Source organism: Massilia sp. UBA6681, assembly GCF_002454935.1.
In the GTDB taxonomy this organism is placed as follows: Bacteria; Pseudomonadota; Gammaproteobacteria; order Burkholderiales; family Burkholderiaceae_D; genus Telluria; species Telluria varians.
This window is the reverse complement of sequence record NZ_DKJX01000128.1, coordinates 1-20483: the sequence shown is the minus strand read 5'-3', so window position 1 is coordinate 20483 and position 20483 is coordinate 1. Positions and strand designations below refer to the sequence as shown.

11 protein-coding genes, 1 pseudogene and 1 riboswitch are annotated in these 20483 nt (G+C 67.7%); of the genes and pseudogenes, 2 read left to right on the top strand and 10 right to left on the bottom strand.

The window, feature by feature from the left end; all coding sequences use genetic code 11:
* The first annotated feature begins 77 nt into the window (after positions 1–77).
* Both B2R83_RS23630 and B2R83_RS23625 read left to right on the top strand, forming a co-directional pair.
* Complete coding sequence (locus B2R83_RS23630; RefSeq protein WP_292045608.1) at positions 78–1712, top strand: sensor histidine kinase; 1635 nt, start codon at positions 78–80, stop codon at positions 1710–1712.
* A 54-nt stretch (positions 1713–1766) separates the two neighbouring features.
* A riboswitch (TPP riboswitch) is annotated at positions 1767–1875 on the top strand.
* A 91-nt stretch (positions 1876–1966) separates the two neighbouring features.
* Entirely contained in the window at positions 1967–4096 is a 2130-nt protein-coding gene (locus B2R83_RS23625) for a TonB-dependent siderophore receptor (RefSeq protein WP_292045606.1), read from the top strand.
* Between the two features lie 123 nt (positions 4097–4219).
* Here B2R83_RS23625 and B2R83_RS23620 read toward each other — a convergent pair whose 3' ends face one another.
* The 10 genes and pseudogenes from B2R83_RS23620 to B2R83_RS23575 all read right to left on the bottom strand — a co-directional run.
* Positions 4220–5185, bottom strand: coding sequence for an HDOD domain-containing protein (locus B2R83_RS23620; RefSeq protein ID WP_036205880.1), 966 nt, complete (start codon positions 5183–5185; stop codon positions 4220–4222).
* Between the two features lie 94 nt (positions 5186–5279).
* Positions 5280–5807 (bottom strand): ATP-binding protein, encoded by a 528-nt coding sequence (locus tag B2R83_RS23615; protein WP_307189391.1) that lies wholly within the window; start codon positions 5805–5807, stop codon positions 5280–5282.
* 11 nt (positions 5808–5818) lie between these two features.
* A complete protein-coding gene (pnuC, locus tag B2R83_RS23610) occupies positions 5819–6412 on the bottom strand; it encodes a nicotinamide riboside transporter PnuC (protein ID WP_292045601.1) in 594 nt (197 codons plus the stop codon).
* A 143-nt stretch (positions 6413–6555) separates the two neighbouring features.
* Entirely contained in the window at positions 6556–7128 is a 573-nt protein-coding gene (locus B2R83_RS23605) for a proprotein convertase P-domain-containing protein (RefSeq protein WP_292045599.1), read from the bottom strand.
* 72 nt (positions 7129–7200) lie between these two features.
* Entirely contained in the window at positions 7201–9153 is a 1953-nt protein-coding gene (locus B2R83_RS23600) for a rhamnogalacturonan lyase B N-terminal domain-containing protein (protein WP_292045597.1), read from the bottom strand.
* 163 nt (positions 9154–9316) lie between these two features.
* Positions 9317–11455 carry a S46 family peptidase gene (locus tag B2R83_RS23595; protein WP_292045595.1) on the bottom strand — a complete coding sequence of 713 codons (2139 nt, stop codon included), beginning with the start codon at positions 11453–11455 and terminating at the stop codon, positions 9317–9319.
* A gap of 87 nt (positions 11456–11542) precedes the next feature.
* On the bottom strand, positions 11543–12934 hold the full coding sequence (locus B2R83_RS23590; RefSeq protein ID WP_292045593.1) for an efflux transporter outer membrane subunit: 1392 nt from the start codon (positions 12932–12934) through the stop codon (positions 11543–11545).
* Positions 12935–12959: 25 nt separating this feature from the next.
* Entirely contained in the window at positions 12960–16220 is a 3261-nt protein-coding gene (locus tag B2R83_RS23585) for an efflux RND transporter permease subunit (RefSeq protein WP_292045591.1), read from the bottom strand.
* A complete protein-coding gene (locus B2R83_RS23580; protein ID WP_292045588.1) occupies positions 16217–19327 on the bottom strand; it encodes an efflux RND transporter permease subunit in 3111 nt (1036 codons plus the stop codon). Before B2R83_RS23580 ends, B2R83_RS23585 begins: the two co-directional genes overlap by 4 nt.
* Before the next feature lie 64 nt (positions 19328–19391).
* Positions 19392–20483 (bottom strand): annotated as a pseudogene (locus B2R83_RS23575) (efflux RND transporter periplasmic adaptor subunit); the annotation flags it as partial.

Sequence of the window (20483 nt, the reverse complement as noted above, 5' to 3'; positions counted from 1 at the left end):
TCTGTCCCATCCGGGGCGTGCCGGCAAGGCCGGAATCCGGCGCGCCGGCCCGGGCATTCCGACTATGATGATGGGACATGCCTTCTCGAGCCCATTCGACATCCAGCAGCCGCGCGTCGCCCGCCGTCCCCGTGCCCGCCTTGCCGCGCCCCGTCGCCTGCGCCTGCGCACTCATCGCCGCCATTTGCCTGCTGGGGTGGGCGGCCGGCATCGATTCGCTCGTTTCCGTCTTCGCCGGTTTGCCGGCTATGGTCCCGCTGACCGCCACCCTGACCCTGCTCGCCAGCGGCGCACTCACTTTGCACGGGCGCGGCGCCGATACCCGCTTCGGCCCGGCACCGGCGCTGCTCGTGACCGCCATGGCGGCCGCGATCCTGCTGGCACATGGCAGCGCGCGGCTGGACTGGCCATTCGCAGCGTCCTTCATTGCCGACCATGCCGGCTGGTGGCGTTTGTCGTCGCCACTGACCGCGGCGATGTTCTTCGGCATGGGCATCAGCCTCCTGGCCCTGCCCCGTGCGCGCCATGTCCAGCTCGCGCAATGGCTGGCGCTCGGGGTGCTTTCCCTGGCCGCGCTCACGCTGGCAAGCTACATGTTCCGCGACACCTTCCTGTACCAGCCGCTGCCCGGCAGCGGCACCTCGATCCTGACGGCCCTGGTGCTGATCCTGCTGCCGCTGGGCGCCCTGGCCGCACGCCCTTCCGCAGGAATGATGGCGGCGGTCGCCGGCCACACCCCCGAGGCGCAGATGGCGCGCCGGCTGCTGCTGTCGGCCATCGCCATGCCGGTCCTGCTCGGCGCGCTGGTCTGGCTCGCCCTGCACTTCGATGCCATCGACACCGAAACCGGCATCGCGCTGCTGGTCTGGGGGATCGTGGCCCTGATCGTGGCGAGCACCTGGCACGCGGCGCTGCGCCTGAACCGCGCCGATGCCGCCCGCCGGCGCGCCGAGCAGGCGCTGGAACGGGCCCTGGCCTCGTTGCGCGAAGCGGACGCGCACAAGGACCGGTTCATGGCGGTGCTGGCGCACGAGCTGCGTAATCCGCTGGCCCCGATCCGGGCGGCGGCCGACTTGCTGCGCCTGCCAGGCGGCGCCGACGCCGCGCAGCAGCATCGCACCGCCGAGATCATCGGGCGCCAGGTGGAAACGATGACCCACCTGGTCGAGGACCTGCTCGACGTGTCGCGCGTGCGGCAAGGCCTGATCGCGGCGGAACGCGCGCCCGTGGACCTGTGCCTGGTCCTGAACGACGCCCTCGACCAGACCCGCCCGCTGTTCAGGCAGCGCCGCCACCGGCTGAATGCAGACCTTCCGCCGCAGGGGCCGGTCGTGCTGGGCGACCACAAGCGCCTGGTACAGATCGTCGCCAACCTGCTGGTCAACGCCGCCAAGTACACGCCCGAAGGCGGCGAGATTCGGCTGGCCCTGTACGTCGGGCGCGAGCGCGCCGAGATCAGCGTGCACGACAACGGGGTCGGCATCGAGGCCGGAATGCTCGGCCGGGTGTTCGACTCCTTCAGCCAGGTCACGCGCACGCCGGGCCGCAACGAAGGTGGCCTGGGCATCGGCCTGGCGCTCGTCAAGAGCCTGGTCGAACTGCATGGCGGCACCGTCAGCGCGCACAGTCCGGGCCTGGGCCTGGGCAGCACATTCGTGGTGACCCTTCCCTGCGCACCCGCGGCCGCCCCCACAGACGCCATGGCGTCCTGAGTTCCGGCCCGTCTTGCCACATTCACCACGGCCTCCCGTGTCCGTGCTACACTGCCGCCTCGCTAGGGGTCCTGGCATGCGCGAACAGCGCGTTGCCGGGTGAGAGATACCCTTCGTACCTGATCTGGATAATGCCAGCGAAGGAAAGCGCAACGCAGTTCCCATCCTTGTTTGCCCTTCCCCCACGTTGGCTCCGGCTTTTTTAATGAAAGCAGCGCGCCATGCTTGATGTGGCGCGCGAAGACGAGCAAACCATGACATCCAAGCTGAAATACTCCCTGATTGCCTGCGCCATCCTGCAGGCCTTCTCCACCAACGCATCCGCACAAGAGCTTGACGGCGTGGCCTCGGTGGTCGTCACCGGCAGCCGCTGGGTCGCCAGCGACCGCGCCAGCATCGGCGGTTTTTCCGACGCGCCGCTGCTCGACACCCCGGCATCGATCACCGCCATCAATCGCACCCAGATGCTGGACCTGTCGATCCGCAACGTGACCGACGCCGCCCGCTACGACGCTTCGATCGGCGACGCCTACAACGCGGTCGGCTATGCCGAGCAGTTCTCGATCCGCGGCTTCGCCCTCGACAACGCCACCAGCTACCGCAAGGACGGCATCGCGATTTCCGCCGACACCCAGATCCCGCTGGAGAACAAGGAACGCATCGAAGTGCTGCGCGGCCTGGCCGGCCTGCAGGCCGGCGTCGCGGCGCCCGGCGGCATGGTCAACTTCGTCACCAAGCGCCCGACCAATGCGCCGCTGCGATCCGTCCTGGTGGAAGCGAGCGAGCGCGGCACCCTGCATGGCTCGATCGACCTGGGCGGCCGCTTCGAGGACCGCCGCTTCGGCTATCGCATCAATGCCGCGTTTGATGACCTGAAGTCCTACGTGCGCGGCGCCGACGGCGAGCGCCAGTTCGTCTCCGCCGCCTTCGACTGGCAGATCAGCCCGGACGCCCTGCTCCAGCTCGACGTCGACCACCAGCACAAGGCGCAGATCACGGCGCCTGGCTACCAGCTGCTGCGCAACGAAGTCCTGCCGACCGGCGTATCGGCCAAGACCCTGCTGAACGACCAGCCCTGGACCAGGCCGGTCGAGACCGACAGCAGCAACCTGGGCCTGCGCTTCGAATACCGCCTAAACCCAGACTGGACCGCCACGTTCAACGCCAACAAGCATTGGTTCAAGCGCGACGACTACACCGCCTTCCCCTACGGCTGCAGCAACGAGGGCGACGGCTTCTATCCGGGCTACTGCTCGAACGGCGACTACGACGTGTATGACTACCAGAGCGTGGGCGAACGCCGGACACCGTGGGGCCTGCAGGCCATGCTGCAGGGCCGCTTCGCCACGGGCGCCGTGCGCCACCAGCTGACCGTGGGCGCCGCCCTGTCCGAGCGCCACGACAGCTTCGGCGAATACGTCTACGACTACGCGGGCTACAGCAACATCTGGAACAACCAGGCCGTCGATCCGGCCCCGGGCAATCCGCGTACCGGCCCGGTGATGGAGCGCCGCAGCGACCGCGAAAGCGCCCTGTTCGTGCAGGACGTGGCGGCGCTGTCCGACAAGATCACGCTGCACACCGGCCTGCGCTGGGTAAAGCTCAAGCGCGACGAGCTGGCCGAGATCGAACAGGGCTGGGTGCATGCCGACGATTCCTTCGTGCTGCCGAGCGTCGCCCTGGTCTACAAGCCGGCGCGCGACTGGAGCGTCTACGGCTCGCTAAGCCACGGCCTGCAGCATGGCGGCATCGCCGAAATGGGAACCGCCAACGAAAACAGCGTGCTGCCGCCGAGCCGCTCGAAGCAGGTGGAAGTGGGCGTCAAGGGCGTGGTGGGCAATGCGGTGATGCTGTCGGCCGCCGCCTTCGACATTCGCCAGGGCCTGGAGTACGTCAACGCCGCCAACCTCTTCGTGCGCGCCGGCCAGCAGCGCCACCGCGGCCTCGAACTGGCGGCCCAGGGCAAGCTGAATTCCGACCTGAACTACAGCCTGTCCCTGATGGCGCTCGACGCCGAACAGACCGGCACCGGCGACCTCGATGTCGAAGGCAAGCGCGTGACCAATGTGCCGGAGTTCCGCTCGACCGCCTGGGTGGAATACGCGGTGCCGGCGCTGCGCGGGCTGAAAGTGGACGCCACCTGGCAGTACTCGGGAAGCAAGGCCTTCGACCCGGCCAACCGCGCCGTCGTGCCAGGCTACCACGTGGCCGCGCTGGGGGCCTCGTATGCGCTGCGCGTGGGTGGGATGAACACCATCCTGCGCGCCCGCGTGGACAACGTGTTCGACAAGTTCTACTGGCGCGACGTGACGCAGTCGCTGGGCGGCTACCTGCTGCCGGGCGCGCCGCGCACCTTCAGGGTGTCGGCGCAGTTCGACTTCTGATCGGCTCTTTCGTAGGGTGGTCGGCTCTGCCGACCGCGCGTTCAAACCACGGCTGCGTGGACGCACCGTGGTTTGCTCCTGCTCGTTGAACGCGCGCACGGCAGAGCCGTGCACCCTACTACGTCAATCCGCCAGCTCCGCCAGCTTGCCCAGGCAGCGCCGCTGGAAGCCATCCAGGCCGGCGGTCACGAAACTGTCGTCCGGCTCGATCACCTCTGCATCGAGCAGCAGGCGCAGTTTGGCGATGCGGTCGCCCTGGGTCAGCGCCTGGGCCAGGTGCGGCCCGTCCGGGTCACCCGCCCAGGCGATCGCCTCGACCACCTCGGCCGGGAAGTCCCAGTGACGGGCAATCACGGCCGACAGCTGGCGGCTGGCCTCGAACAGTTCGATCCCGAAGGTCCCCGAACCGGGCACCTTGCCCTGGCAGACCCGGTCCGCGATCTGGAACGCGACCTGCAGGCCCACGTTCTGCATCAGGCCGGCCAGGTAGGATTCGAAAACGCCGGCCGACAGGCCCGGCGCCATCACGCTGGCGGCAAAGGCGCAGCGCTCGGAGTGGCGCCACACGTTCGGCGCCACCTGGCGCGCGACGCCCTGCACCTTCACGCGGATCAGCGGGCGCATCGCGATGCGCGCCAGCAGCATGCGCAGGCCGTTCAGGCCGAGCATGGTCACCGCGCCGTCGAGGGTCTCGATCGGCTTGGCCGGCCGGTAGTAGGCGCTGTTCGCCTCGCGGATCACTTCGGCGACCAGCACCAGGTCGCGCCCGACCTCGGCCGACAGCGCGGCAGTGGAGATGTTCTCGTCCGACAGGGCGCCCAACAGCTGCGTCACGAGTTCCGGCACGCGCGGCACCAGGCCGGAGGCGCTTTCGGGGTCGTCCGTGAGGGCGCGCAGCTCGTCGAGGATCTGCCGTTCGATCTCCGGACTGGCGTTGGTGCCGCTCGAGGCGGCCAGCCAACGGTAGTAGGCAGCGTCCACATCGGCCGCCATATCGGTCTCATTTGCCACCGCGGCCGCGTCAATGGCGGCTGAGGCAGCGGTCTCCTTCTCGGTGCCGCCGAGCAGGCGGCCTATCCAGTTTTTCACAGCGCACCGCCGTAGTTGTCAAAGCTGAGAAAAACATTCTAATACCATACGGCAACAAAAAGGCAAATGTAACCGCTTGTCTCCTCAATCCACCTCAATCAAGAGACAAAGAGTCAGCAGGACGCCCCAGCAGACCCTCCACCTTGCGCAAGCGCTGCTCCAGGCTGCCTTCGAGCAGGACGTAGGGGATGGCACGCGCCTGCAGCGTCTCGACCAGCATCAGGTGCACGGTCTGGCGCACCTCTTCCGATTCGCGCTGCAGCCCGTCCGGCTCCCAGGGGCTGTCGGGCGCCGTCACCAGGGTCCAGGCGTAGTCGTGGCTGCCGGCGAGGCGCGCCAGCTGCGGGTCGACGCGGCCCCAGTACTGGCGGCTGTACAGCGCCGTCATCAGGGGCGTCGTGTCGCAGAACAGGAAGCCTGCGGCGCGCGCGGCCGCCTCGTCCTCGCGCGCGCGCTGGGTGCACGCGATCGGGTACTGGTCTTCTTCGTCCGGCACGCGGCCGTGGGTATCGACGAATTCGCGCAGGTACTCCGGCACCCACACGGTGCCGTAGCGCCGCGCCAGGGCGTCGCACAGGGTCGATTTGCCGGACGATTCGGCGCCGAGCACGGCGATGCGCATCGGCTTGGGCTTCACGCATCCCTCCGCGCGATGTTCGACCAAGCGCGCCAGCCGGTCCAGGCCAGCACCACGAACACCCCATACAGGATGGCGGTCAGGTGCAGGTCCTTGTAGATGTACAGGCCGACGTAGAGCACGTCCACCACGATCCACACCAGCCAGTTCTCCACCTTCTTGCGGCCCAGCAGGAGTTGGCCCACCAGGCTGCCGGCGGTCAGGAAGCCGTCCGCATGCGGCACATCGGTGTCGGTGAGACGGTCGAGGAACTGGGACAGCAGCACGAAGCCGATGGCCCAGGCGGCGATGGACCAGCCCCAGCCCGCGCTCTTCAGGCGCGTGACCACCAGCGGCCGGTCGCCGGCGCCGTGCAGCCACTGGTACCAGCCCCATACCGAGGCGCCGATGAACACGAACTGCAGGCCCATGTCGCCATACAGCCTGGCCTCGAAGAAAACCACGGCGAAGGTCGCTGAGGATGCGATCGAGAACAGCCAGGCCCAGTGCTTCTGGCGGATGTTCAGCAGCACGGTGGTCACCGCCAGCAGGAAGGAGATGAGTTCCAGCGGCGTGGTGCTGAAACCGAGAAAGGCGAGCGGTTCGTTCATTCGATGCGGGGGACGCAAGGTCAGGTCAGCAGGCGATTATGGCCACTCGCTGACCAATGCGCAAGGCTCACCGTCCGGATCCGGACACGATTGCCCCCAGCCGGGCAAAGCCGGCCTGATCGAGAGCCGCTTCGCGACCCGCTTTACCTGAGCTTGCAGCGGCGCGCACCGCCCAGGCCGAGCGCCGCCACCGCGAACAGGGCCAGCGAGCCGGGCTCCGGCACCTCGGCAGTGAGTGCCCAGCCGTCGATGCTGCCGGCGTCGCCCGCTTCGCTGTCCACCACCGTCAGGGTCCAGGCGCCGAACACGTTGTGGCCGATGAAGGCGGCCAATGCCTCCTCCGGCCGGAACGACCCGGTGTAAGGGGCATAGGCATAGCCTTCGGCGATGCTGATGGCGGCGCCGTCGTCGAACAGGGTATCGGTATAGTTGGCGCCGCCCGAGCCGCCCTGGCGGTTCGACAGCAGCACGGTCACGCCGTCATGGCTCAGGCTCAGCACCAGGTCGGCATCCCAGCCGTGGGTGATGTTGACCAGTGCGTCGACGTCCAGGACGCGGCCATGGTGCTCCACGTTCAGCGTCGAGCTGACCGTGCAGGTATCGCAGATCTCGACCGGCACGTTGGGGCTGGCGACGGTGATGACGCCGGCGTGGGCGCTGGTGCTGCCGATGGCGAATGCGGCGGCGAGGGTCAGGCAAAGGGAGCTGAGTTTCACGATGGTCTCTTCTGGAATGTGTTGTGGTGGAGTGCTCTCCCGTGGCGCGGGAGAGCCTCTGCTTGCGTGTGCTTAGTTGATCTTGACCAGGTCCATGGCGTCGAAGGAGACGGCCGGGGTCAGCCAGCTCGAGGAGCTGGTGGACCCGCTGACGACCCAGATCTTGAGCGTGTTCTGGCCGGCGATCAGCGCGCTGGCCGGAATCGTGTAGTCGTAGGTGATATTGCGCGCGCGGTAGGTGCCGACCGTCATGGTGCGGGTCGATGGCTGGCCCGGCGGGAACAGGTCGCCGGACTGCGAGCCGACGAAAGGCGAGGTCCAGCTGTTCACGTTGATCTGCGGGCGTCCGCCTGCCTGCGCGGCGGTGATGCCGATCCTGAAGCGGTAGGTCGACGTGGCCGAGATCTGGCTCGCCTTCAGGGCGAAGCTGATCGTGACCGGACCGTTCGGCGCGGTATTCAAGCCCTTCCACTGGAAGGCCGGCATGTGCAGGCCGGGCGTCGAGGTGCCGACACGGTAGGGATCGGCGCTGCTCGCCGTGGCGAACCATGGGCTCATGCGCACGTCGGACGGGTGCATGATGGTGATCTTGTCGCCATTCAGGAATTCCCGCGGCGTGCCGTCCCACTCGCCGATGCGGAACAGCGCCTGCGTCAGGCTCGGGTCCCCTTTCGCGATGTGCCATTTGCCGCGCGGGTCGTCGTTGTTCACCAGCGGATCGGCGGCGATCGTCAGCGCCGGCACGATATTGGTGGTGCCTGCCGTGACCTTGACCGTCGACGTGGCGACCGCCAGTTCGTTCTTGTAGACGGTCATGGTGTAGGCGCCGGGGAGCATGCCGTTGGCCTGGGTATTGCCGTCGTGGCTGGCGGCATCGGCCCAGTATTGCGCGGTGGCGTTGGCGAAACCGACGGTGTACGGGAAGGCCGGGTTGCGGCCGTAGATGGCGGGCACGAACACGTTGCCGCGCGCCGTCGGCGGCACGTAACCGAGCAGGTTCATCTTCGAGAACCATGCGGTATCGACGCTGCCTGGCGCCGCGCCGTTGTTGAACACCATGGTGTAGGCGTTCAGGCGGTTGAAACGGAAGGCTTCGGTCTGGCCCTCGTTATAATTGACGATGTAGGTGATCTCGTTGTTGGTGCTGGTGATCTGGTTGAGCAGGCTGCGGTAGAACGGACCGCCGGAGCCGCCTTCGTTGTTGTCGCGGACGATCCACACGCCGACGTTCGGACCGGTGCCGCCGATATGGGTCCAGTCCTTCAGGCGCATGTTGGAGTAGTGCTTGGAGCGCGTCTCGCCCGCATTCGCGCCGCTGTTGATGCCGAAGATGTCGCCCGACTCGATGGCGCCGGTAGTGCCGCGCAGATCGTCGGGCCAGGATGGCGGGCGGTTCGGATCGGCATTCGTCACCAGGCCGCCGGGCGTGCCGGCCGGCGTGCCGCTGGGCAGCGCGGCGATGCGCAGGCGCGCAATGAAACGCACCAGCGCCTGGCCGGTCGGCTCGGCGGTGAAGTGGGTGCCCATGTAGATCCTGGGGTCGCCCTTCCTCACCAGGTAGTAATGGGTCAGGACCCCGGTTGCGCTGCCGAGCGTCCTGACCGTCACCTTGATGTAGTCGCTGGCCGCGGTGGTCGCGCTCTGGCCGGCAGCCGGCACCGTCACCGGCACGGCATTGCCGTTGGCATCGACCACTTCGGCCTTGACATCGACCCCGGTCTGGTCCGTATAGATCCAGTCGTAGCCGCTGTTGACCTGGGTGCCGCGGGCCGCATCCTGGAATTCGACGCCGTTATAGACGATGCTGGACAGGTCGCCGGGAGAGGTGGTGCTGGTGTCGTTCGGGTGGCCGCGCACCTTGAATACCAGGCCGGCGCCGGTATCGATGGTGTAGCTGACGATCCTGTCGCTGGCGTCCTTGGTCGTGGTGACGCCGAATGCGGCCTGGGCTTGCATCGATGCGCTGGCCAACATCGTGAATAGTGCGCAGCCTTGCAGCAAGGCTTTCAAGCTTGGTGTTCTCATGCTGTCTCCAATGATGTTGTTGTAATTGCATTTTTAGTATTGGATGTAAAGACGTTGCTGGTCAATCGTCTGGTCGAGACAAGCGGAAATACTCACGTCCGTGAGCAAAAGAAAAACCGCCGCGGGATCGCTCCGGCGGCGGTTCTGGATCAAGCTTTCCCGATTACTTCTTCGGATACTTGATCGTCATTTCCTTCAGCAGGTTGTCGGCGTGGTCGACTTCCTTCATCACCCACAGCATGTAGCGGATGTCGACGTGGATCGCACGCGTGATCGCGGTATCGAAGTACCAGTCCTTGGTGATCGATTCATAGGTCGAATCGAAGTTCAGGCCCACCAGTTCGCCGCGCTTGTTCATCACGGCCGAACCCGAGTTGCCGCCCGTGGTATCGGCGCTCGACAGGAAGTTCACCGGCACGGTGCCCAGCACCGGGTCCTTGAACACGCCGTAGCGCTTGGCCTTGATCGCATCCAGCAGCGGCGCGGGGGCGATGAACGGATCCTTGTTGGTGGCCTTCTCGACGATGCCTTCCACCGTCGTGAACGGACCCTTGACCAGGCCGTCGCGCGGGGCGTAGGGCGCCACGGTGCCGTAGGTCACGCGCAGGGTCGAGTTGGCGTCCGGGTAGACCGGCTTGCCTTGCGACTTCTTCCAGGCGATGACGGCCGCCATGTACTGCGGGATCACGCGTTCGAGATTGCCGTCGATCTCGTTGCGGCGGTTTTCCAGCGCCATGCCGGTCTCGTGCAGGCGCACGGCGAGCTGGATGAAGGGGTCGTTCGACTTGCGGAAGGCGTCCGCATCCTTGCCGATCCAGGCCAGGCGCTTGGCGGTGTCGGCCAGTTCGGTCGCCTTGTACATCGCGTTCAGCGCGTTCGGCGCCGGCAACAGCCCATCCAGGCCCTGCGGGTGCATCTTCGCATCGATGCGGGCATAGCGCGCCAGCGCGGCGCCCCAGCGGGCTTCGTCGACCTGGGGCACGAAGGACTGCTCGAGGCGGGTCAGGCGCGCCTTGATGAAGGACAGGTCGCGCTCCTGGTAGCCCGACTCGCGCTGCGCGTCCGGCTTCTGGCGCTCCAGCGCCAGGCGGTACAGGGTGCGCGCGCTCTTGAGCAGGTCGCTGTGCGTGGCCTCAAGCCAGGCGGCTTCCTGGCGCGAGGCCGCCATGTCCTGGGCGATCACGCCATCGAGCTCGCCCAGCAGGCCCTTGGCGCCCTTGCCGTTCTGCTTGTGCCAGGCGCGGAACTCGGCGTCCTGCACGTCCTTGATCGCGGCGATGTCCTTGCGCGCGAAGCCGTCCAGCAGGCCTTGCGTCTTCTTGAGCACGTTGTTCAGGCTCTTGGCCACGCTCGCGTAGCGCACGTCCCAGGCCGGGTTGCCCATGGTGGCGGCCGAGATCACCGACAGGTCGGCAGTGATACTGCCCACCTTGGCCGGGAAGTCGACGTCGCGCGCGAAGCGGATCTCGCTCGGCAGCTTGTAGCGGCTGGTGCGGCCCGGATAGCCCGCCAGCAGGATCGGATCGCCGTTCTTCAGGCCTTCCGCGGAGACCACCAGGAAGTCCTTCGACTTGTAGGGCACGTTGTCGGGCGACGGGTCGGCCGGGCGGCCGTCCTTGCCGACGTAGGCGCGCAGGAAAGCGTAGTCGCCGGTCTGGCGCGGCCATTCGTAGTTGTCGATGTCGCCGCCGAAGTTGCCGATGCGGTCGGACGGCGCGTACACCAGGCGCACGTCGCGGATCATCAGCTGCTTGATGCGGTAGTACTCGAGGCCGCGGTGGAAGGCCGGCACCGAGCAGCGCACCGACTTGTCGGTCTCGCACTCCGCCACCAGTGCCTTGATGCGCGACTCCACCAGCTCGTGGCGATCGCGGCCCGACATGGCCGGGCTCAATCCCTTGAGCACGCGGTCGGTGACGTTCTCGACCTTCTCGGTCACGTACACCAGGGTGTTCGGGCCGCCCGGCAGTTCATCGGCGCGGGTCTTGGCCAGGAAGCCGCCCACGATGTAATTCTTCTCGGGGGTGGAATTGCGCTGGACCGCGCCGTAGGCGCAGTGGTGGTTGGTGACCACCAGGCCATCCGGCGACACGAACGAGGCCGAGCAGCCGCCGAGCGAGACGATGGCGCTCATCGGATGCTTGCTCAGGTCGGCCAGTTTCTCGGCCGGGATGGTGATCCCGATACGCTTGAGTTCGGATTTGAGTTGCGGCAGCTGGTGCGGTTGCCATTGGCCTTCATCGGCGAGCGCGAGGTTTGCGGCGCCGATCAAGGCAACAGGCAGGACGAACGATTTGAACAAGGTAGACCCCAGATGAATAAAAAGCACCCGGCAGTATAACTTTGTTATATATGCATGAGGTCGTTTTTTGGCGTAATGACGGGCAGTTCAGCCCTGCTCCTGCCCCGCGCGCCAGCCGCCGCCCAGCGCCTGGATCAGCGCCACCGCCGCCGCCTGGCGGTCGGCCTGCACCTGCACCAGCTGGCGGCGCGCACTCAGGGCGGTGGCCTGCGCCTGCACCACTTCCGAATAGCTCACCTGCCCCGCGCGGTAGCGGTTCAGGATCTGCTGCTCGACCTTGTCGGCGGCTTCGGAAGCCGCCCGGGTCAGCTCCTGCTGCTGCTCCAGGATGCGGGTCGCGCTGAGCTGGTTCTCCACGTCGGCGAAGGCCGTGAGCACCGTCTGGCGATAACGCGCGACGGTCGCCTGGTGGCGCGCCTCGGCCCCCGCCACACTGGCGCGGGTGGCGCCGGCGTTGAAGATCGCCTGCGCCGCCGACAGCCCGAAGGACCAGGCGGCATTCGATGCCGAGAACAGGTCCGACACGCTGCTGCCGCCGGTGCCGAGCGAAGCCGACAGGCCGATGTTCGGGAAGTAGGCCGAGCGCGCGATGCCGATCTCCGCATTCGCGGCGGCCACGTCGCGCTCGGCGGCGGCGATGTCGGGGCGGCGCTGCAGCAGCAGCGAAGGCACGCCCACCGGCACCGCCGGCACCGTCACCCGCCATTCGGGCAGCGGCGCGAGCGTGAACTCGCTCGGCGCCTTGCCGACCAGCACCGCGATCGCGTGCTCGAACTGGGCGCGCTGGCGCTTCAGGCTCAATTCGTCGTTGCGGGCATTGGCCAGCTGGGTCTGGGCCTGCAGCACGTCGGTGCGGGCAACGATGCCGACATTGAAGCGGTTGGTCGTGATCTGCAGCTCGCGCTCGTAGCCGGCGATGGTGCGCGCCAGCAGGCTGCGCTGGGCGTCGAGGGCGCGCACGGCAAAATAATTCGCCGCCAGCTCGCCCTGGGCCGACAGGCGCGCGCTGGCCAGGTCGGCAGCCGTGGCCTCGGCACTGGCCTGGGCGCTGGTGACGCCGGCCCGCAGGCGGCCCCACACGTCCGGCTCCCAGCTGCCGCCCAGGTTCAGCCGATAGGCATTGTCCGCGCCCTGCCCGCGCACGCCGGCGCGGTCGCCGGACAGGCTCAGGTTCACGGTCGGGAACAGGGACGCGCGCTGCTGCGCCACCAGCGCACGCGCCTGCGCATAGTTGGCAACCGCCACCGCCACGTTCTGGTTCGAGACCTCGATGGCACCCGCCAGCTCGTTCAGCACCGGATCGTCGAACAGCTGCCACCAGGGGCCGCGTTCGAGCGCATCGGCGGGCGCCGCCGGCACCCAGCCCTGGGCTTCCTTGAAGGCCACCGGTTCCGGCGTCATGGGGCGCTGGTAGGCGGGGCCGACGGCACAGCCGCCGGCGATGCCGGCAGCCAGGGCGACGAGGGAAAGGCGGTACATGGCGTGGGTTCTCATCATGGATTCGTTATTTTGCTGGGATCGGCTGATCGAGGTCGGCATGGCGGGTCAGCTCATGCTCGTTCGGCTTCCTGGTGCGCAGCTTGTCGAGCAGGACGTAGACGACCGGCGTGGTGAGCAGGGTCAGGAGCTGGCTGGCGACCAGGCCGCCGATGATCGCGATGCCGAGCGGGCGGCGCAGCTCCGAGCCTTCGCCGAAACCGATCGCCAGCGGCAGCGCGCCCAAGGCAGCGGCCAGGGTGGTCATCAGGATCGGGCGGAAGCGCAGGATGCAGGCTTCGCGCACCGCCTCCGCCGCGGAGAGGCCGCGCGCACGCTCGGCCTCGAGGGCGAAGTCGATGATCAGGATGGCGTTCTTCTTGACGATGCCGATCAGGAGGAAGACCCCGATCAGGGCAATGATCGAGAACTCCATCCGGAACAGCAGCAGGGCCAGCACCGCGCCCACGCCCGCCGAAGGCAGCGTGGACAGCACCGTCACCGGGTGCACCAGGCTTTCGTACAGGATGCCGAGCACGATGTAGATCACGACGATCGCCGCCAGGATCAGCATCGGCTGCTCCTTGCTGGATTCCTGGGCAGCGCGCGCCGTGCCCTGGAAGCTGCCGCGCACGTTGGACGGCATGGCGATGTCCGCTTCGGCCTGCTTCACCGCGGCCTGGCCGTCCTCGAGATTGAAGCCTTGCGCCAGGTTGAACGAGACGGTGGTCGACAGTTCGCCGTCCTGGTGGTTGACCGAGGTCGGGGTCGAGCTTTCGGCGTAGCTGGCGATCGCGCTCAGGGGCACCATGGTGGTGGCGCCGGTGGACAGTGCCGCGCCGCTGGACGGGTCGCGTGCGGCGGTCAGGTTGGTGGACGAAGCGGCCGTGCCGGACGTGGACTGCGTGCCGGTGGCGGTCCCACCGCCGCCGCCGCGCGCCGGCACGTAGACGTCGCGCAGGGCTTCCGGCGACTGGGCATAGCGCTGGGCCACGCCCATGATCACGCGGTACTGGTTCAGCTCGTCGTAGATGTTGGCGACCTGGCGCTGGCCGAATTTGTTGTACAGCGCATTGTTGACGTCGCGCGTGCCGATGCCCAGGCGCGCCGCCGTGTCCTTGTCGATGGTGACGAAGGTCTCGACGCCGTTCTCGGCCTGGTCGGTGTCGACGTCGACCAGCGCCGGCTGGCGCTTCATCGATTCGGCCAGGCGCGTGGCCCATTGCTTCAGGTCGGCCGCGTTGTCGCTCTTGAGCGTGTACTGGTAGGTCGAGTTGCTGGAACGCCCGCCCATGCGCAGGTCCTGCACCGGATTGAGGAAGATCGACACGCCGGTGACGCGCGCCAGCTTCGGGCGCAGGCGCGCGATGACGGCCTGTCCGGTATCGCCTTTCGCGCGCTCGTCGATGGGTTTCAGGTTGATGAACATGAACCCGCCGCCCGCGCGCCCGCCGCCGGTGAAGGCGACCACGGTGTCGACCGCCGGGTCGCGCCGGATGATGTCCACCAGCTGGCGCAGCTTGCCCTGCATGGCCTGGAAGGAGATGCTCTGGTCGGCGCGGATGCCGCCGTTGAGCTGGCCGGTGTCCTGCTGCGGGAAGAAGCCCTTCGGCGCCGCCGCGAACAGGTAGACGTTCAGGCCGACCACGAAAGCGAGGATGATCATCACCAAGAGCTTGCTGTCGAGCGCCCAGTCGAGCGCGTGCCGGTAGACCCGCAGCGTGCGATCGAAGCCGCGCTCGGACCAGCGTGCGAGTAAGCCGGGCTTCTTGTCCTTGTCTTCCTTGCGCAGCAGCCAGGCGCACATCATCGGCGTCGTGGTCAGCGAGATCACCAGCGAAATCATCACCGCGGCCGACAGGGTCACGGCGAATTCGCGGAACAGCCGGCCCACCTGCCCGCCCATGAACAGCAGCGGGATGAACACGGCCACCAGCGACAGCGAGATCGACAACACGGTAAAGCCCACTTCGCGCGCGCCCAGCAGCGCCGCCTTCATGCGGTCCATGCCGGCCTCGATGTGGCGCGCCGTGTTCTCCAGCACCACGATGGCGTCGTCGACCACGAAGCCGGTGGCCACCGTCAGCGCCATCAGGGACAGGTTGTTCAGGCTGAAGCCCAGCATGTACATCACGCCGAAGGTGCCCAGTAGCGATACCACGGTGGCCACCGCCGGGATGATGGTGGCGCGCAGGCTGCGCAGGAACACGCTCACCACCAGCACCACCAGCAGGATCGACAGCACCAGGGTGAACTCGATCTCGTGCAGCGAGGAGCGGATCGAGTTGGTGCGGTCCGAGGCCACCTGCAGGCTGACGTCGCCGGGCAACTGGGCCTGCAGGGTCGGCAGCAGCGCGCGCACGCCGTCCACGGTCTCGATGACGTTGGCGTCCGGCTGGCGCGTCACCAGCACGATGACCGCCGGCTGGCCGTTGAACAGGCCGAGCGTGTTGACGTTCTCGACGCCGTCGATGACCTCGGCCACGTCGCGCAGGCGGATCGCCGCGCCGTCGCGCCAGGCCACCACCAGGTCGCGGTAGTCGGCCGCCTGCGGCCTGCCCTGGCCGGGGGTGCTCCCCTCCTTGCCGGCCGGCTGCGAATAGATCTGGAAGCGGTTCCCCGCACCTTCGATCGCGCCCTTCGGGCGGTTGGCATTGGTGGCCTGGATCGCGGCGCGCACGTCCTCGCTCGACAGGCCGTATTTGTTCAGCGCATAAGGCAGCAGCTCGACGCGCACCGCCGGCAGCGAGCCGCCGCCAATCTCGACCTCGCCCACGCCCTTCACCTGCGCCAGGCGCTGCTGCACCAGGTTCGATACCGATTCGTAGATCTGGCCGGGCGAGCGGGTCTTCGAGGTGAGCGCCAGGATGATCACCGGCGCGTCCGAGGGGTTGGCCTTGCGGTAGGTCGGGTTGCTGCGCAGCGTGGCCGGCAGGTCGGCGCGCGAGGCGTTGATGGCGGCCTGCACTTCGCGCGCGGCCGAGTCGATCTTGCGGTTCAGGTCGAACTGCAGGCTGACCCGGGTCGAGCCATTGCTGCTGCTCGAGGTCATCTCGTTGACCCCGGCGATCACGCCCAGCCTGCGCTCCAGCGGCGTGGCCACGCTCGAGGCCATGGTCTCGGGGCTGGCGCCGGGCAGCGAGGCCGACACCGAGATGGTCGGGTAGTCGACCTGCGGCAGCGGCGAGACCGGCAGCACGAAGAAGGCGGCGATGCCGGCCAGCGCCAGGCCGATCGTCAGCAGGACGGTCGCGATCGGGCGTTCGACGAAGGGCCGCGACAGGTTCATGCGCCGATCCTCTCGGGCTTGTTCGGCGCCTTTCCGCGCTTGTCCCCACCCTTGCGTTGCGCCAGGCGGTCGAAGGCCAGGTAGATCACCGGCGTGGTGAACAGCGTCAGCAGCTGGCTGACGATCAGGCCGCCGAAGATGGCCAGGCCCAGCGGACGGCGCAGCTCGGCGCCCTCGCCCGTGCCCAGCATCAGCGGGACGGCGGCGAACAGCGCGGCCAGCGTGGTCATGATGATCGGACGGAAGCGCAGCAGCGCGGCCTGGCGGATCGCCTCCAGCGGCGCCTTGCCCTCGTCGCGCTCGGCCTCGATGGCGAAGTCGATCATCATGATCGCGTTCTTCTTGACGATGCCGATCAGGAGGATGATGCCGATGATGCCGATCACCCCGAGCCCCTGCCCGGTCACCCACAGGGCCAGCAGCGCGCCGACGCCGGCCGACGGCAGGGTCGACAGGATGGTCAGCGGATGCACGTAGCTCTCGTACAGCACGCCCAGCACGATGTAGACGCAGACCACCGCCGCCAGGATCAGCCACAGCTGGTTCGACAGCGAGGCCTGGTAGGCGCCGGATGCGCCGAGGAAGGTCATGCTGACCGCGTTCGGCATCTTGATTTCTTCCGCCGCCTTGTGGATCGCATTCACCGCAGTGCCCAGCTTGACGCCGGCTGCGGTGTCGAAGCCGACGGTGGCGGCCGGATACTGGGCCACGTGGGTGATCTGCAGCGGCGCCTCGGCCTCGCGGATGGTGGCTACTGCCGACAGCGGGGTCGGCTGGCCCGAGCTGGTGCGCAGCTGCAGGCGGTTCAAGCTTGCCAGCGACATCGCCTCGTCCTGCTGGGCCTCGAGGATCACCCGGTACTGGTTGGTTTCGGTGAAGATGGTCGAGACGATGCGCTGCCCGAAGGCGCTGTAGAGCGCGTCGTCGATCGAGGCCGCCGTGATGCCCAGGCGCGAGGCGGTGTCGCGGTCGATGTCGATGTAGGCGGCGCTGCCGACGGCGCCGGCGTCGGTGGTGGCGTTGCGCACTTCCTTCTTGGTGGCCATCTGGGCGACCAGCTTCCTCGCCCATTCGTTGACGGTGGCGCTGTCGGCGCCCTCGATCGACAGGCGGTACTGGGTCGGGCCGCTTTCGGCGTCGATGGTCAGGTCCTGGGTCGGCTGCAGGTACAGGGTAACGCCGGCCACGCCCGCCACCCGGCTGCGCAGCCGGTTCATGATCGCTTCCTGGTCGCCGCGTTCCTCGTCCTTCAGGTTGATCAGCATGGTGCCGGTGTTGAGCATCGTGTTGTTGGCCGCGTCCACGCCCACGTAGGAGCTGAGCGAGGCGACCGCCGGATCCTTCAGCACTTCGGCGGCGGCAAGCTGCTGGAGCCTGGCCATCTCGGCATAGGAGATCGACTGGCGCGCCTGCAGGCGTGCCTGCAGCTGGCCGGTGTCCTGGGTCGGGAACAGGCCTTTCGGAATGACCACCCACAGCAGCGCGGTCAGCACCAGGGTGGCCAGGGCCACCAGCAGGGTCAGGCCCTGGCGCGCCAGCACCCAGCCCAGCGCCACGTCGTAGCGCCCGATCACGCGGTCGAAGAAGGCCTGGGACTTTTGCGCGAAGCGGCCCGGGCGCTCTTCTTCATGGCTCTTGAGCCAGCGCGCCGACATCATCGGCACCAGCGTGAGCGAGACCACCATCGAGATCAGGATGGTCACGGCGAGGGTCACCGCGAACTCGCGGAACAGGCGGCCGACCACGTCGCCCATGAACAGCAGCGGAATCAGCACCGCGATCAGGGACACGGTCAGCGAAATGATGGTGAAGCCGATCTGGGTCGCCCCCTTGACCGCCGCCGCCATCGGCTTCTCGCCCTCTTCGATGTAGCGCGCGATGTTCTCGATCATGACGATCGCATCGTCGACCACGAAGCCGGTGGCGATCGTCAGCGCCATCAGGGACAGGTTGTTCAGGCTGTAGCCCATCAGGTACATGACGCCGAAGCTGCCGACCAGCGAGATCGGCACCGCCAGGCTGGCAATCACGGTGGCGCGCAGGCTGTGCAGGAATGCGAAGATCACCAGCACCACCAGCACCACGGCCAGCAGCAGTTCCATCTGCACGTGCTCGACCGAGGAGCGGATGCCGGCGGTGCGGTCGCTCAGCACGTCCATGCGCACCGCGGCCGGCAGCCCGGCCTGCAGCTCGGGCAGGCGCTCCTTGATGCCGTCCACGGTGGCGATCACGTTGGCGCCGGGCTGGCGCTGCACGTTCAGGATGATCGCGGGCTTCATGTTGGCCCAGGCGCCGATGCGCACGTTCTCGGCGCTGTCGACCACGCGCGCCACTTCTTTCAGGCGCACCGGGGCGCCATTGCGGTACGCGACGATCAGGTTCTGGTAGTCCTCGACCGCCAGCAGCTGGTCGTTGGCGTTGATCGCGTAGGAACGCGTGGGGCCGTCGAAATTGCCCTTGGCGCTATTCGCGTTGGCCGCCGTGATGGCGGAGCGCAGGGTGTCCAGGCCCAGGCCGTAGGAGGCCAGCGCCTCGGTATCGGCCTGGATCCGGACGGCCGGACGCTGGCCGCCCGACAGGGTCACCAGGCCGACGCCCGAAACCTGGCTGATCTTCAGCGCCAGGCGCGTGTTGACCAGGTTCTGGACCTCGGTGAGCGGCAGCGTGTCGGAGGTAATCGCCAGGGTCAGCACCGGCGCGTCGGCCGGGTTCACCTTGGCGTAGACCGGCGGCGCCGGCAGGTCGGTCGGCAGCAGCGAGCCGCCGGCATTGATGGCGGCCTGTACCTCCTGCTCGGCCACGTCCAGGGTCTGGCCGAGGCCGAACTGCAGCGTGATCACGGACACTCCGGCCGCGCTGGTGGAACTCATGCGCGTCAGGCCCGACATCTGGCCGAACTGGCGCTCCAGTGGCGCGGTGACCGTGCGCGCCATGACTTCGGGACTCGCGCCAGGGTACAGGGTCTGCACCTGGATGGTCGGGAAGTCCACCTGCGGCAGCGCCGACAGCGGCAGGAAGCGGTAGCCGACCAGGCCGGCCAGCACGATTGCCAGCATCAGCAAGGCCGTCGCGACCGGCCTACGAATAAATGGCGCCGATGGACTCATTAGTTAGCCTCAATTCCGTCGCCCCGGCGCAGGCCGGGGCCCAAGTTCGCTTGCACAGCCAGGCTCATTGTTGTGTCCCTTGACGCTGACGACGTCCCTCGCCCTGCACTTGCTGTCCGCCGGCACCAACACGCGCACCCTGCGGCCGATCGCCCGGCAAGGTCACCTTGGCCCCATCGCGCAAGCGATCCGCGCCTTCGGTAATCACCTGCTCGCCCACCTTCAGGCCGGTCTTGATCTGCACCTTGTCCACGGTCGCCTGCCCGCGCGTCACCGCGCGCTGCGACACCGTCTTGTCCTGGGCATTGAGCACGAACACGAAGTCGCCGTTGGCCCCATGGCGCAGCGCCGTCACCGGCACCACCACGGCATCGTCGATCATGTCCAGCTGCAAGCGCAGGTTGACGAACTGGCTGGGGAACAGCTTGTTGTCGCTGTTCGCGAAGCGCGCCTTGGCGCGCACGGTGCCGGTCTGCACGTCGACCTGGTTGTCGAGCGCGATGAAGCTGCCCGTGGCCAGGGTATCGGTGCGGGTGCGGTCCAGCGCGGTGGCGGGCAGCTTGGCGCCTTGCGCAATGCGTCCCTGCAGCGCCGGCACCTGGTCCTGCGGCACGGTGAATTCGACGTCGATCGGCGACAGCTGGGTGATCACCGCCACGCCGTTCGCATCGCCCGTGTTGACCAGGTTGCCGATATCGACCGTGCGCAGGCCCACCCGGCCGGAAATCGGCGCCTTGACCTGGGTGTAACCGACATTGAGCTGGGCGATCCCTTCGGCCGCGCGGTCGGTCATGACCGTGCCCTCGAGCTGCTTGACCAGCGCCGCCTGGGTGTCGACCTCCTGGCGGGCGATCGATTCCTGCTCCAGCAGGGTGCGGTAGCGGCCGAGCAGCAGGCGTGCGTTCTCGAGCTGGGCCTCGTCGCGCTGGCGCTGGCCGCNNGGCCGCGCGCCTGCAGCAGCGCCATCTCGAAGGGGCGCGGATCGATCGTGGCCAGCACCTGGCCGGCCTTGACCGTCTGCCCTTCGGTGAACAGGATCTTCTGCACCACGCCCGAGACCTGCGGCCGCACGGTGGCGGTGGCCGCCGGCACCACGGTACCGAGGGCGTCGATCAGGATCGGGATGTCGGCCTGTTCGGCGGTCGCAACGCCCACC

What these genes read in the sequence shown, in the direction of transcription:
- B2R83_RS23585 (WP_292045591.1), bottom strand. Translation starts at nt 16,220, where the DNA reads ATGAACCTGTCGCGGCCCTTCGTCGAACGCCCGATCGCGACCGTCCTG.
- B2R83_RS23580 (WP_292045588.1), bottom strand. Translation starts at nt 19,327, where the DNA reads ATGAGTCCATCGGCGCCATTTATTCGTAGGCCGGTCGCGACGGCCTTG.
- pnuC (WP_292045601.1), bottom strand. Translation starts at nt 6,412, where the DNA reads ATGAACGAACCGCTCGCCTTTCTCGGTTTCAGCACCACGCCGCTGGAA.
- B2R83_RS23625 (WP_292045606.1), top strand. Translation starts at nt 1,967, where the DNA reads ATGACATCCAAGCTGAAATACTCCCTGATTGCCTGCGCCATCCTGCAG.
- B2R83_RS23615 (WP_307189391.1), bottom strand. Translation starts at nt 5,807, where the DNA reads ATGCGCATCGCCGTGCTCGGCGCCGAATCGTCCGGCAAATCGACCCTG.
- B2R83_RS23630 (WP_292045608.1), top strand. Translation starts at nt 78, where the DNA reads ATGCCTTCTCGAGCCCATTCGACATCCAGCAGCCGCGCGTCGCCCGCC.
- B2R83_RS23590 (WP_292045593.1), bottom strand. Translation starts at nt 12,934, where the DNA reads ATGTACCGCCTTTCCCTCGTCGCCCTGGCTGCCGGCATCGCCGGCGGC.
- B2R83_RS23600 (WP_292045597.1), bottom strand. Translation starts at nt 9,153, where the DNA reads ATGAGAACACCAAGCTTGAAAGCCTTGCTGCAAGGCTGCGCACTATTC.